The 13,683-nt window shown below is 68.9% G+C and carries 10 protein-coding genes; 2 read left to right on the top strand and 8 right to left on the bottom strand.

Translation table 11 applies throughout. The annotated features are described in order from the left end of the window. Window positions 1-72: 72 nt before the first annotated feature. On the bottom strand, window positions 73-1,581 hold the full coding sequence (locus DMC18_RS02840; protein WP_199228639.1) for an MFS transporter: 1,509 nt from the start codon (window positions 1,579-1,581) through the stop codon (window positions 73-75). A 115-nt stretch (window positions 1,582-1,696) separates the two neighbouring features. Beyond that, window positions 1,697-2,992: an MFS transporter gene (locus tag DMC18_RS02835; protein ID WP_158285844.1), complete on the bottom strand. Its 1,296-nt coding sequence runs from the start codon at window positions 2,990-2,992 to the stop codon at window positions 1,697-1,699. A gap of 335 nt (window positions 2,993-3,327) precedes the next feature. Here DMC18_RS02835 and DMC18_RS02830 point away from each other — a divergent pair, with 335 nt between their 5' ends. Next, window positions 3,328-5,640, top strand: coding sequence for a TonB-dependent receptor (locus DMC18_RS02830; RefSeq protein WP_110122235.1), 2,313 nt, complete (start codon window positions 3,328-3,330; stop codon window positions 5,638-5,640). Between the two features lie 165 nt (window positions 5,641-5,805). On the opposite strand, the gene DMC18_RS02825 is transcribed toward DMC18_RS02830, so the two are convergent. Further along, window positions 5,806-6,741, bottom strand: a complete 936-nt coding sequence (locus tag DMC18_RS02825) for a LysR family transcriptional regulator (RefSeq protein WP_110122236.1) — start codon at window positions 6,739-6,741, stop codon at window positions 5,806-5,808. A gap of 359 nt (window positions 6,742-7,100) precedes the next feature. Here DMC18_RS02825 and DMC18_RS02820 point away from each other — a divergent pair, with 359 nt between their 5' ends. Further along, window positions 7,101-8,366, top strand: coding sequence for a lipase family protein (locus DMC18_RS02820; RefSeq protein WP_110122237.1), 1,266 nt, complete (start codon window positions 7,101-7,103; stop codon window positions 8,364-8,366). Window positions 8,367-8,493: 127 nt separating this feature from the next. Here the strand turns inward: DMC18_RS02820 and atzF are convergent, their stop codons facing one another. The 5 genes from atzF to DMC18_RS02800 form a co-directional block, all read right to left on the bottom strand. Then, complete coding sequence (gene atzF / locus DMC18_RS02815; protein WP_199232534.1) at window positions 8,494-10,242, bottom strand: allophanate hydrolase; 1,749 nt, start codon at window positions 10,240-10,242, stop codon at window positions 8,494-8,496. Beyond that, on the bottom strand, window positions 10,239-10,859 hold the full coding sequence (locus DMC18_RS26500) for an urea amidolyase associated protein UAAP2 (protein ID WP_110120530.1): 621 nt from the start codon (window positions 10,857-10,859) through the stop codon (window positions 10,239-10,241). Before DMC18_RS26500 ends, atzF begins: the two co-directional genes overlap by 4 nt. Window positions 10,860-10,868: 9 nt before the next feature. After that, window positions 10,869-11,690, bottom strand: a complete 822-nt coding sequence (locus tag DMC18_RS02810; protein ID WP_233245283.1) for an urea amidolyase associated protein UAAP1 — start codon at window positions 11,688-11,690, stop codon at window positions 10,869-10,871. After that, window positions 11,687-12,331 (bottom strand): cysteine hydrolase family protein, encoded by a 645-nt coding sequence (locus DMC18_RS02805; protein WP_199228514.1) that lies wholly within the window; start codon window positions 12,329-12,331, stop codon window positions 11,687-11,689. Before DMC18_RS02805 ends, DMC18_RS02810 begins: the two co-directional genes overlap by 4 nt. 118 nt (window positions 12,332-12,449) lie before the next feature. Continuing rightward, a complete protein-coding gene (locus tag DMC18_RS02800) occupies window positions 12,450-13,667 on the bottom strand; it encodes a dipeptidase (protein ID WP_110120529.1) in 1,218 nt (405 codons plus the stop codon). Window positions 13,668-13,683: the final 16 nt, after the last annotated feature.

Below are 13,683 nucleotides of genomic sequence, written 5' to 3'. Positions count from 1 at the left end.
ACGACCGAGCAGGTCCGCGCGTCGGGAACGACGTTTTCGGGTGCGAAAGACGTTTCGGTCGCGGGCGGAAAATCAGCCGCGCTGAGGGCGTCCGCTGAGGTCGGCGCCGGCGTCCGGGGCGAAGCGGCGGTTCCAGATCGTGGCCGAGGCCGAGATCGCCGTGACGATCAGGAAGGCCAGGGTGAAGTCCGCCAGCCGCGGCGAGGCGTGATCGCCCGCCAGCATGCCGACGTGCAGGGCCAGAGCGCCGGCGCAAACGCCCAGCGAAAGCATCAGCTGCTGGAAGGTGGCGTAGAAGCTGGTCGCCGCGCTCATCCGCTCGGGCGGGATCTCGTCATAGGCGATGGTGTTGTAGGCGGTGAACTGGAACGACATGCAGAAGCCGCTGACCATCAGGGTCAGGAAGATCAGCCAGATCGGCCATTCGGGGCGGAAGAGACCGCAGACCGCGTAGCCCGCGCTGGCCGCCAGGCCGCCGACGATCATGCTGTTGCGGAAGCCGAAGCGACGCAGGATGCGCGGCGCCAGGCTCTTCATCGCCAGCGAGCCGATGGCTCCGGCGATGGTGATCGAGCCGCTGGCGGCGGCGGTCATGCCAAAGCCCAGCTGCAGCATCAGCGGCAGCAGAAACGGCTGGGCGCCCTGGGTGATGCGGGTCAGCGAGCCGCCGATCACCGACAGCCGGAACGACGGCACGGCCATCAGCGACAGATCGAGGATCGGGTCGGCGCGCCGGCGGGCGTGACGCAGATAGAGCCCGCCCGCGACCAGGCCGATGGCGATCAGGGCCAGGGCCTGGGGCAGCTCGCCGCTGCGACTGGTCATCTCGAAACCGAACAGCAGGCAGCCCAGCGAGGCGCCCGACAGCAGGAACCCGGCCGGATCGGCCCGCACCGGCGTCTCGCCGCGTACCTCGTCGATGAACAGGGTGACCAGGACGATGCCCAGAACGCCGATCGGGATGTTCAGGTAGAAGATCCAGCGCCAGTCCAGATAGGTGACGATGAAGCCGCCGATCGGCGGGCCCAGGATCGGGCCGATCAGGGCCGGGATGATCAGCCACGACATCGCCGAGACCATGTCCTGCTTGGCCACCGACCGCAGCAGCACCAGCCGGCCGATCGGGATCATCATCGCCCCGCCGATCCCCTGCAGGAAGCGGGCGAGGATCAGCATCGGCAGGCTGGTCGCCTGGCCGCACAGCACCGAACCGCCGACGAAAACGGCGATTGCGAGGCGGAACACGGTCTTGGAGCCGAAGCGGTCGGCCAGGCGTCCGCTGGCCGGGATGAAGATCGCCAGGGCCAGCAGATAGGCGGTGAGGGCGGAGCTCAGGCTGGGGGCCGGCACGCCGAAGTCGCGGGCCATGGTCGGCAGGGCGGTGGCCAGCACCGTGGCGTCCATCTGCTCCATGAAGAGGGCGCAGGCGATGATGACCGCCACCAGGCGGTAGGGCGGTCGCTTGCGGTCATCGACCGCCGGCGCGTCGGGCGCGCGGGTGACGCCGTCGGCGGCGGGAAGGATGCCGTCGCGGACCTCGGAATTGATCGACGCCAGGCCTCGCCGTCTCAGCCTCGTCACGCACGGACCTCGTGTTCGGAGGTCGCGGCAGGGGGCGAGGGGCGGCGATAACGTAGGGTCACGGAGCGGTTTAGACGCCCTGCGAGGCGTCGGCGCAACCCCTTTGGACCGTCTGTCAGGCCGGGATCGAGCGCTTCAGCCGAGCGGCGGCGAACACCAGGCAGGCGCCGCCGGCGACCGCGCTGAGCTGCATCAGCGAAATCGACGAGGCCAGGCCGTCGGTCGCGCCGCGGGCGACGAACAGGTCGCTGAGCCAGCCGGTCAGGAACGGGCCCACGCCCATGCCGATGACGTTGAGCACGAACAGCATGCTGGCCATGCCGACGGCGCGCAGGCGCGGCGGCAACAGCATCTGGCCGGCGGCGAACAGCGGGGCCGAGAAGGCCGAGCCGGCCAGTTCGGCGATGAAGTAGCAGAGATAGGCGGTCGGGCCGCTGGTCTGGAAGAACAGCAGGATCGCCGGGCCCATCACGCCGATGCCGATCATCGGCAGCCACAGGTACCAGCGGGCGTCGCGGCCGCCCAGACGGTCGGCGGCGAAACCGAAGATCAGGGTGCCGACGAAGCCGGTGACGCCCTGCAGCAGCCCGCTCAGCGAGCCGACCTCGGTCGAGCTCATGTGCTGCACGCGGATCATGTAGGTCGGCACCCAGTTCTCGAAGGCGCTGGCCGAGGCCGAGATCAGGGCGAAACCCAGGGCGATCGGCAGGAAACAGGGGTGACTGACGATGTGGCCGGCCGCCTCCTTCAGCGAATACTGGCGGGCGTTCTCTTCGGTGGCGGCGTCGAAGGTTCCGCGGGGCGGCTCGCGCACGATCAGGAAGAACAGCGCCGCCACGATCATCCCCGGGAAGCCGACGATCAGGAAGGCGCTGCGCCAGCCGAAATGGTCCTCCAGCACGCCGCCGAAGGTCAGGCCCGCCCACATGCCGATCGAGATGCCCAGGCTGTAGACGGCGATGGCCGCCCCGCGCCGGGCCTGCGGGAAGTAGTCGGAGATCAGGGAGTAGGCGGCCGGCGAGCAGCCGGCCGACGACACCGCGATGCCGAACCGCGCCAGGGCCAGCCCCATGAAATTGCCCACGAAGCCGCTGATGACGGTCAGCGTGCTCCAGGTCCCGATGGCGGCGGCGATGATCGCCCGGCGCGAGCCCTTGTCGGCCAGGCGCGCGATCGGAAAGCCCGCCAGCGAATAGAGCAGGGAAGAGCCAAAGCCCGTCAGCAGGCCGATCTCGGTGTTGGAGACCTTCAGGTCGCGGCTGATCGGGTCGACCAGGATGATCAGCAGGAAGCGGTCGATCCAGCTGAAGGTGTAGACCAGGGTCAGCATGGCCAGGACGATCCAGGCTCGGCTCGAAACCTTCGAAGGGGCCGGTGCGGGCGTTGCGTCGGCGATAGCGGCGTCGGCCATGTTGGTTCCGTGGGAGTCTCTGACCCCTCCGACGAACCACGGCGCGTGTCGTGGGTAGATGTCGTTCTTAGCAACCATGCTTGACGGGCCGGATAACGAACCGCTGGCCCGCTTGGGAAGCGTCGCCGTTCACTTCCAAATTCGCGCAACCATCATTGTGCAACGCGACATTCTCGCTGGCGGGCTCCTGCCAAATCCTCGCATGGAGACCGGCTTGAGCGAGACGCGGGCGGCCTTTCCGGGAGGAGGAAAGCGCCAGGAACCCGCGCCCGCAGCACCCTCGATCAAGAGGCCAGGCCCGTCCGAAGGCTTTCAAGCTCAAGGGGATAATCGTGATGTATTCGGATTTCGTGACGGCTCGCCGACGCAAGCGCGGCCTGAAGGCGACGCTGATGGTCGCTGGGATGCTGGCGGCCGTGTCGCCGACCCTGGCCTGGGCGCAGACCGCGACGGCGTCGGCCGACGACAACGTCGTGCCCGAACTGGTCGTCACCGCCCAGAAGCGTTCTGAGAACGTGCGCGACGTGCCGCTGAGCATCAGCGTCCTGACCGGCGACCAGCTGGCCAAGCAGCACGTGGCCAACTACGCCGACCTGGCCCGCAGCACCCCGGGCCTGTCGTTCAGCAACACCGGCAACAGCGGCCTGTCGCGCATCAGCCTGCGCGGCATCAGCTCGTCGCAGGGCTCGGCGACCGTCGGCGTCTATCTGAACGACGTGTCGCTGACGATCCCGAACCAGTTCTTCACCGGCGTGACCCTGCCGCGGCTGTTCGACCTCGACCACGTCGAAGTGCTGCGCGGGCCGCAGGGCACGCTCTACGGCGACAGCTCGCTGGGCGGCACCCTGCGCTTCATCACCAAGACGCCGAAGCTGGGCGGCTATGAGAGCAGCGCCGAGGGCGAGGTCTCGCACACCGACGAAGGCGGCGTGAACTACCTGTTCGGCGGCATGATCAACGCCCCGGTCGGCGAGAACGCGGCGTTCCGCCTGGCCGTGCAGCGCGAGTACCAGAGCGGCTTCGTCGACCACGTCAATTCGGCCGGCGTCGTCGACAACAAGAACGTCGACGCCGAGCGCACGACCGCCGTGCGCGCCAGCTTCCTGTGGGAGCCGACCGACGACCTGAAGGTCAGCTCGACGGTGCAGTGGCAGCAGACCGACGCCGACGACACCGGCATCACCAAGCTGTCGCTGGGCAAGTTCCAGGAGAACCGGCCGGTGCGCGAGCCCAGCCAGGACACCCTGTTCGCGCCCAGCGTGACGGTCGAAAAACGCTTCGGCGACCTGACCTTCACCTCGATCAGCGGCTACGCCTATCGCAGCTTCGACCGCCAGTTCGACGGCTCGATCTATGACAGCGAATACGTCGCCAGCGTGCTCGACGACAGCTATGGCGACACCTACGAGACCATCGCGGCCCTGCCGGGGATCATGCGCAACAAGGACGCCGTGGCGACCTACAGCCAGGAATTCCGCCTGGCCTCGCCGTCGCTGGCCGAGAGCGGCAAGCGCTACGAGTGGCAGGTCGGCGCCTATTTCGCCAAGCAGAAGATCACCAGCCTCGACCACGAATACGTGCTGGGCCTGGACGCCGCCGTCGCCTCCGAACTGGGCACGACGACGCAGGACGCCCTGGGCTACGCCACGCCGGGCGGCCTGATCGGCTACTTCAACTCGGTGCGCCGCAACAACCAGATGGCCGTCTTCGCCGAGGGCTCGTTCAAGGTCACCGACAAGCTCAAGGCCACCCTGGGCCTGCGGCAGGTCAAGGCGTCCAGCCAGTATGCGCTGGAAGAGGGCGGCTGGCTGGCCGACGGCGCGCCGGCTCATGACGACGCGAGCACCCGCTCGGCGCCGCTGACGCCGAAGTTCGCGGTGACCTACGAGGCGTCCAAGTCGGTGTCGCTGTACGCCAACGCCGCCAAGGGCTTCCGCCTGGGCGGCCAGAACAACGCCCTGACGTCGTTCTGCGCGGCCGACGTGCGCAGCCTCGGCCTCTCGGACGCCAAGAGCTATCGTCCCGACAGCCTGTGGAGCTACGAGGGCGGCGCCAAGACCCGCCTGTTCGATGGCCGGGTGAGCTTCAACGCCTCGGCCTTCTACATCGACTGGAAGAACGTCCAGCAGTCGGTGCGCCTATCGACCTGCGGCTCGGTGATCACTGGCAACGCCGGCGACGCCCGCAGCCAGGGCGGCGAGTTCGAACTGCGCGCGGCCCTGACCGACAACCTGACCCTCAACCTGTCGGGCGCGGTCACCGACGCCAAGATCACGCAGGCCGCCAAGGGCACCGGCGCGGTCGACGGCTCCAAGCTGCTGGGCACGCCGGAGAACACCTTCTCGGTGGGCTTCGACTACGACCATGCGATCACCGACCGCATCGACGGCTTCGCCAGCGTGAACTGGTCGCATACGGGCGAGAGCTACGGCTCCTACTCGACGACCAGCAAGGACTACCGTCGTCCGTCCTACGACCTGGTCGACGCCAGCATCGGCGTGGACGTCGCCGACATCCAGCTGTCGCTATTCGCCAAGAACCTGCTGAACGAGGACACCATCATCCAGAAGCCCTCGGTTCTGTTCGTCACCCAGGGCCTGGCGCTGCGTCCGCGCACCGTGGGCCTGAACGTGAAGGCGAAGTTCTGATGGAAGGAAACCTCGTCCTTCGACAGGCTCAGGGTGAGGTTTCCTACTGATCTGCTGCGTCTAAATGGTCCTCATCCTGAGCTTGTCGAAGGACGAGGACCAAGCACCGTCGAAACAGAAAGGGGCGCTCCTCGCGGAGCGCCCCTTTTTCGTTCACCCCGGTTTTCAGTTCACCCGGGCGCGGGCCGCCTCGACCTGCTGGATGAAGGCCGCGACCAGCGGCGGCGGATGGCCCTGGCGGGTGATCACCGAGATCTTGCTGGCGTAGGAGAAGGTCTCCGGCGCAACCTTGTGGAAGCGCTTGCCGCCGCCCATGCCCGCGACCTGATGCTCGGTCAGGAAGCCGAGGTAGCGGCCCGAGGCGATCATCATGGCGATCGACTCCATGTGGGTGACCGTCGCCGTGCGCTTGAGCAGGCCGCTGACCCCCAGGCGCTCCATCTCGTGTTCGAACGGGTAGCCGACGAAGTCGTAGGAGGCGATGTCCTCCAGATCGACGCGGTCGTCGTGGGCGCGCAGGCGCCAGGCCGGGTGATCCTCGGTGCAGTAGAGCCAGCTGACCTCCTCGTAGAGGAAGTGGTAGCGCAGCTGCTCCATCGGCCGGCGCTCGAACACCACGCCGACGTCGAGATTGTTCTCGATCACCGCCTGCTCGATCAGGTTGGAGGTCGTGGTCGAGATGTTGAAGTGCACGTTCGGATAGGCCGCCTTGTAGCCGTCGAACACCTCCGGCAGGCGGAAGTTGGGATCGCCGACCAGGGCGTCGACCATGCCGATGCGGATGGCGCCCGCGGGGCTCGCATGAATGTCGCGCACCCGGGCCTCGAACAGGTCGAGCTCGTCGAACAGCTTTTCGCAGGCCTCGTGCACCCGCGCGCCCTCGGCGGTGAGGGTGAAGCCGCGCCGCCCGCGCTCGCACAGCCGCGCGCCCAGGCGGATCTCCAGGTCCTTGATGTAGCGGCTGATCGACGGCAGGCCGATCTGCAACTCGGACTCGGCGGCGACGAAACCGCCGTGCTTGACCACCGTGGCGAAGGTGCGCAGCAGGCGCAGGTCCTTGTCGCTGACCCGGCCGGTGAAACGCTTCAGACCCAGTTCCATACTTGGCTCGTCCGACAACAATGATTGCCCATGCGGGCATTCCCGAAGGCCGGGGAAGCGACGCAATCTGATGCTCGCGATCCACGGTCGACGCCTGTCCGCAATAGCACCGGGCGGGAGGGGGCTAAGATCGCCGGCGGCTAGAAACCGGAAATCCCTGGGGTTTGCTGAAAAGCTGATGGCCGGCGCCTGAATTTTGCGCGGGATGCGTCGCTGGCGAAAACTCGTCGTTCGGCGACCGTCACGCGACGAGCGGGCGGCGAGCCGGGAAAGGCGATCTTTCCGCTTTCGGCAACTAAGGCGATCGGCCGGACTGGGCGTCGAAACCGCGCCTTCGCGCCTGCCAGGATCCGCCGCCGATGCTTCGAACCCGTCTTTCCTGCCTTCTCGCGGCCGCGGCCATGGTCGCCGGACCCGCTCTGGCTCAGCCGGCTGATCCCTGGGCCGGCGACGGCGGCGTCACGCCTTTCTATCGCTGGACCGGCGCCGCGCCCGCCCTGCCGGGCATGATGCTGAGGCGGGAGACCCTGCCGGCCGAGGACGCGCTGGCCGGCGCCGGCCGGGCCGAGCGCATCCTCTACAGCTCCACCGACTGGCTGGACGCCAAGAAGATGGTCACGGTGTCCGGCGCGGTGTTCTTCCCCAAGGGCGCGCCGCCGGCCGGTGGCTGGCCGGTGATCGCCTGGGCCCATGGCACCACCGGCGTCGCCGACGTCTGCGCCCCGTCGTTCGTGCCGCGCTCCGAACGCGACCAGCAGTACCTGTCGGCCTGGCTGGAGGCCGGCTACGCCATCGTCGCCACCGACTATGCGGGTCTCGGCACGCCCGGCCCGCATCCGTACCTGCAGTCGCGGTCCGAGGGTCTCGCCGTGCTCGACAGCGTGCGGGCGGTGCTGAAGGCCTATCCGGGTCAGCTGGCCAACAAGGTGGTGACCATGGGCCAGTCCCAGGGCTCGGGCGCGGCCCTGGCCGCCGCCTATTGGGCGCCGGCCTACGCCCCGGACCTGAAGATCAAGGGCACGGTGGCCACGGGCGTAGTGGCCCACACCAACAACACCCGCGGCGCGCCGCAGGAGGAGGTCCCCAGCCTCTATACCGACCGTGACGCCGGCGGGAACGCGGCCTACGAGATCCTCTACTTCCTGGGCACGGTGCGCTCGATCGACCCGCAGGGCATCCGCGCCGAGGACTATATCGCGCAGGCCGGTCAACCCCTGCTGGAGAAGGCCCAGACCACCTGCATGGGCGGCCTGCGCACCTTCGCCCGCGAGATCGCGCTGCCGGTCTCCAAGCTCTACAGCCGGCCGATCGACGCACTCGAGGCGCGGGCCGACGCCCTGAGCGACTTTCCGGATGTGAAGATCCCGACCCCGGTCTTCGTCGGCACGGGCCTGGCCGACTCCGACGCCCAGACCGTCAGCCAGTACAACTTCGTCTCGGCCATGTGCGCGGCGGGGAACACCGTCGAATGGCGCTACTATCCGCACGCCACCCACGGCAGCGCGGTGATGCGCTCGCGCGCGGACTCGCCGGCCTTCGTCGAGAAGGTGCTGCACGACAAGCCGGTGGCGAACCTGTGCTCCAGCCTGGTTCCGCCGGGGCCGTTGCAGGATCCTGAGGGCTGAGGCGTTCCCCCAAACCCGTAAAATCCCCGCGAAAGCGGGGGCCTAGGCCTTTCTGAAGCGCATGGCGCCCGAGGATAAAACGCCTGGGTCCCCGCTTTCGCGGGGATTTTACGGGTGAAGTGGCGGCTCAAAGACTGGCGATATAGGCCCGCCACCCGCCGAAGCCGGTGATCTCGGTTGCGCCATCCAGTGCGCGGGGTTCGGCCACGAAGCCCTTCACCGTGCGGCCGTCGTCCAGCGTCACCGAGCCGATGGCCAGAGGGGCGGGCACCTCGGCGGTGAAGCTGCCGAAGGCGGCCAGGTCCAGCTCGTAGAGCTCGACGGCGATCGGCGCGCCCCCTTCCGAAAACACCAGCGCCGGCTTCGGCGGGGTCGAGTTGGCGATGGCGTAGAGGCGGTAGCTGTCGGCGGTCTTCGCCGCGCCCAGGAAGCGGGCGTTGCGCGAGGTCAGCTGCCAGTGCAGCGGCATGCCTTCCAGGTGGGCGCCGACGACGGCGAGGGTGACGGTTTCCATCTTGTCTCCAAGGTCGAGGACGGGAGCAGGCGCATCTGGCCGCGCCAGATAGGGGCGAGCGGCGGCGATCAGGGCGCGGTCGGCGTGGGCCGGGCCGATCAGGGTGACGCCGAAGCCGACATCGCCGCCGCGGAAGCCCGCCGGCACGGCCAGGGCGCTCATGTCGAGCAGGTTGACGAAATTGGTGTAGAGGCCCAGCGCCGCGTTCAGCCGGATCGGCTCGGCCTTCATCTCGGCGATGCGGAAGGCGGTCGGCGCGGTGGGCAGGACCAGCAGGTCGATCTCGTCCCACATAGCTTCGGCTCGGCGGGCCAGGGCCTTCAGCCGGTATTCGCCCTCGAACAGCTCGACGGCGGTGACGCCCAGGCCGGCCTCGACGATGGTGCGCACGGTGGGATCGATGGCGTCCGGTTTCTCCGCCAGCATCGTTTTCAGCGCCGTCGTCCGCTCGGCCACCCACGGGCCGCCGTACAGCAGCTGGGCGGCCTCGCTGAGGAAGTCGATGTCGATCGGCACGATCTCCGCACCGTCGGCGGCGAAGCGCTCCAGCGCCTGCTCGTAGAGATAGGCGGCGGTTGCATCGCCGAGGAAGTTGCGCTGCTGGGGCAGGGGAACGCCCAGCCGCTTGGCGCCGCGCGGGCGGTCTTCCAGCGGACGCGAGAACGGATCGGCGGCGTCGAAGCCGGCGGCGACGGCGTCCACGAGTTCGGCGTCGTCGAGGTCGTGGGTGAAGACGCTGATGCAGTCCAGCGACCGGCAGGCCGGCATGAGGCCGCTGGTGCTCCAGCGGCCCTTGGTGGGCTTGAAGCCGACGAGGTTGTTGAAGGCGGCCGGCACTCGGCCCGAGCCGGCGGTGTCGGTGCCCAGGGCGAAGTCGACCAAGCCCGCGCCCACGGCGACGGCCGAGCCCGAGCTCGATCCGCCGCTGACGAAGGCGCGGTTGAACACGCAGTGCGGCGCGCCGTGCGGGCTGCGCGTGCCGTTCAGGCCGGTGGCGAACTGGTCGAGATTGGTCTTGCCGACCGGGATCGCTCCGGCCGCGATCAACCGCTGGACTACAACGGCCGAGGCCTCCGGCGCATAGGCGAAATCCGGACAGCCGGCCGTCGTGGGCAGGCCGGCCAAGTCGATGTTGTCCTTGATGGCGAAGGTCGCGCCGGCCAGCGGCAGGACTTCACCCGCGGCGATCCGGGCGTCGACGGCGCGGGCGTAGGCGTGGACGACCTCGGGATCCAGCCGCTCGATCCAGACCTGGGGCTGGACGGCGTCATAGGCGGCGATGCGGGCCAGGGCGGCGTCGGCCGCCTCCAGCGCGCTCGTCACGCCGGCGGCGACGGCGGCCGCGATGGCCCGCGCGGTCACGCCCGCACCACCATCCGCACCGGCGTCGGGTTGAAGCCGTTGCAGGGGTTGTTGATCTGCGGGCAGTTGGAGACCACCACCGTGACGTCCATCTCGGCCAGCAGGGTCACCGACAGGCCCGGGGCCGAGATGCCGTCGACGATGCCCAGCGCGCCGTCGGCCTCGACGGGCACGTTCATGAACCAGTTGATGTTGCTGACCATGTCGCGCTTGTTGCGGCCGGCCCGGCCGTTGGCGTCGAGGAAGTTGTCGACGCAGGCGTGCTGGTTCTTGGTGTGATGGCCGTAGCGCAGGGTGTTGCTCTCGCATGAGCAGGCCCCGCCGATGGTGTCGTGATAGGCGACGTTGGTGGCCACGATCCGCATCATCGGCCGGCCCTCGTTCGACAGCAGCACCGCCCCGTCGCGCAGGAAGAGGTTGCCCTGAGCGGCGATGGTGTCCTGGGCGCTGTAGCGTTCGGCGTCGTCGGCGGTGGCGTACATCAGGAAGTCGACCGCCTGATTGCCCTCCAGGTCGATGATCTCCAGCGTCTCGCCGGCCTTGAGGTCGTGCATCCACGGGGCGCGCGCGGGCACCACCTCGTCGTGCAGCACCGTCGTGTTGAGGTCTTCGCGCATCGGACCCTCCTAGCGGGCGTAGTAGTCTTCGACGTTCAGGAAGGCGCGCAGGCCTTCCGGCGTGCTGGTGCGGATCGGATCGTCGGCCGGCGCCGCCGGGCCGCGCCAGGCCTGGGCCCGCACGGGCGTGACCGTGTAATCCGGGCGCGGGTCCATCACGTGCGGGGTGTTGGCCAGCACCACGATCAGGTCCATCTCGGCCCGCAACAGCAGGCTGCGCCCAGGCGCGAACGGGCCGACCTGGGGCGTGATCGCCCCGTCGGCCTCGACCTTGGCGCCCTTGAACCAGGTGACGCAGGGATGGATGTCCTTGCGGCCAAGGCCGTACTTGCCGACCGCTAGGCCGAACCGCTCGCGGCTCGACGGATGCGGGCCGTAGTTTCCGGCCTGGCCGTACTTGGCGGCGATGCTACAGGGCGTGGACGGACCGCAGAAGGCGTCGTGCGTGCCGGCGTCGTCTTCCAGGATGCTCATCAGCGCCCGGCCCATGTCCGACAGCAGGAAGCGCCCGGCGCCGAGATAGCCGTTCCACTGGATCTTCAGGGTGTCGGCCACGTTCAGCCGCTCGACCGGTCGCTCGGCGTTGAACAGCAGCATTGAGACGCAACCGTCGCCGGCCAGGTCGGTCAGGCGCAGGCGGGTCCCGCGGGCGATCTGCTTTGAGGCGTAGCCGCCGGCCGCGATCGTCTCGGCCCAGACCATGTCGTCCGGCGAGACGCCTTCGGGCAGATCAGCCGCGGCCGAGGCGGGCAGGGTGGGCATGGCCTCGACCACCGCGCCGCCCTGGGCGCGGGCATGGGCCTGGGCGCCGTAGGGATCGGCCGTGCTCACGCGGCGCTCTCCTTCTTGGCGGCGAAGGCCTCGAAGCCGTCGATGATCTCGTCCGACATCCGGCGGGCGCCGGTCTGCATGTACTCCATGGCGTTCAGCGCCGCGTCGTGGGCCGGCGTCGACGAGGCCGTCACGCAGTCCTCGACCACGCGGCAGTAGTAGTCGCCCTGGTGGCCGTCGACGAAGGTGTAGTGCACGCAAACGTCGGTGAAGCCGCCGCAGAGGATCAGCGTTTCGGCCTTCAGGCCCTTGAGCAGGATCTCCAGCTCGGTGCCGTAGAAGCAGGAGTAGCGGCGCTTGGCGAGCAGGTAGTCGCCCTCGACGATGCCCAGCTCCTCGATGGCGAACTCGGTGCCCGGCGAGGTCTCTATGCAGTGCACGTCCTCGCGGCCGTCCAGCTCGCGGCCGAAGTCGATCATGTTGGGGCGGTGCACTTCCTTGAAGAACACCACGGGGATGTCGGCCGCGCGGGCGGCGTCGACCAGGGTGCGCACGCGGTGCATGCGCTCCACCCGGTCGGGCAGCAGGGGCAGGCGCTCCGACGGCGCCCAGTCCATGAACGAGCCCTTCTGGACGTCGATGACGACGAGGACGGGCTGACCGACGATCATCGGCCGGGCGTTGTCGGGGGTGTAGGTCAAGGCTGGATTCCCTGGTGTCTCTTGAGATCACCAAGACCAGCACGCGACGCTTCGAGAAATGACGCCGCCGGAAAAGTTGGTTGCGGATCGCGGCAACTGAACCGGCGGCGTTCGACGTCTAGTGCTTGGCGGCCTTCTCGACGGCGCGGAAGACGCGCAGGTAGTTGCCGCCCCACAGCTTGCCGATATCGGCCTCGGAATAGCCGCGCCGCACCAGCTCGGCGGTGACGTTGGCGGCTTCGCCCTCGTTGCTCCAGCCGACGACGCCGCCGCCGTGGTTGAAGTCGGACGACAGGCCCACATGGTCGATCCCGACGCGCTTGACGGCGTAGTCGACGGAGTCGGCCAGGTCCTTCACCGTCGCCTTGGGCAGCAGGGCGTTGACGGCGTGGCTGTAGTCCAGCCGCTTCTCGGGCGTCAGCGCCTCGGTCCCGTCGGCAGGGCGGACATAGGCGACCGGCAGGGCGTATTGCGCGCGCAGGGCAGCGACCTTGGGCGGGAAATCGACGCCGGGCCGCACGAGGTAGGGGCCGAAGGCGACGATCTGCACGACCCCGCTCTTGGCGGCGATGGCGTCGAGTTCGGCGTCTGACAGGTTGCGCGGGCTGTCGACCACGCCCTGCACGCCCGAGTGGCTGGCCACGACCGGCGCGCGGCTGAGCGCCAGAACCTGCTTCACACCGTCCGGCGTCAGCTGCGAGACGTCGATGATCACGCCCAGGTCGTTGAGCCTGGCCACCGCCTGCTTGCCCAGCGGCGACAGCCCGCCCCACTCGACCTTGGTCCCGCCGCTGGGACGCGAGGAGTCGGCGAAGGCGTTGTTGCCGGCGTGGACGAAGCCGAAGCTGCGCACGCCCAAGGTGTAATATGCGTCGATCGGCGCCAGGTCTTCGCCGAACGGGTAGGCGTTGAGGAAGCCGACGATGATCGCCCGCTTGCCGGCCTTGGCGGCGGCCTCGACGTCGGCGGCCTTCAGGGCCAGTACGGCGCGGTCGGGATGGCGCTCGGCGATCCCCCGAATGGCGGCCAGCTTGGCGTCGGCGTCCTTGCGGGCCTTGGCGTAGCCCTCCGGCGTACGCGGGCCTTGCGAGACGAAGACCGCCAGCACCGCTGCATCGACGCCGCCGTGCTCGAGTTTGGGCAGGTCGACCTGGCCGTCGCCGTCAACGGCCGCCTCGTGCGCGCCGACGCCCAGGTCCTGGGGCACGTCCACGTGGCTGTCGAGCACCAGGACGCGGGCATGGACGGCCTTGGCGTCGAGATCGGCGGCGCGGGTTGCGCCGGCGGTCGCCAGGGCCAGCAGGCCCACGGTGGCGAGGAGGAGGGGACGGAACATGACGTCGAGCTTTCTG

This window comes from Caulobacter sp. D5 (genome assembly GCF_003185805.1).
Classification (GTDB): Bacteria; Pseudomonadota; Alphaproteobacteria; order Caulobacterales; family Caulobacteraceae; genus Caulobacter.
This window is presented reverse-complemented; position numbering and strand designations above follow the sequence as displayed.

Excerpts from the sequence above, each read along its gene's own strand:
- DMC18_RS02835 (WP_158285844.1), bottom strand. The coding sequence starts at position 2,992 with ATGGCCGACGCCGCTATCGCCGACGCAACGCCCGCACCGGCCCCTTCG.
- DMC18_RS02825 (WP_110122236.1), bottom strand. The coding sequence starts at position 6,741 with ATGGAACTGGGTCTGAAGCGTTTCACCGGCCGGGTCAGCGACAAGGAC.
- DMC18_RS02830 (WP_110122235.1), top strand. The coding sequence starts at position 3,328 with ATGTATTCGGATTTCGTGACGGCTCGCCGACGCAAGCGCGGCCTGAAG.
- DMC18_RS02820 (WP_110122237.1), top strand. The coding sequence starts at position 7,101 with ATGCTTCGAACCCGTCTTTCCTGCCTTCTCGCGGCCGCGGCCATGGTC.
- DMC18_RS02800 (WP_110120529.1), bottom strand. The coding sequence starts at position 13,667 with ATGTTCCGTCCCCTCCTCCTCGCCACCGTGGGCCTGCTGGCCCTGGCG.
- DMC18_RS26500 (WP_110120530.1), bottom strand. The coding sequence starts at position 10,859 with ATGCGCGAAGACCTCAACACGACGGTGCTGCACGACGAGGTGGTGCCC.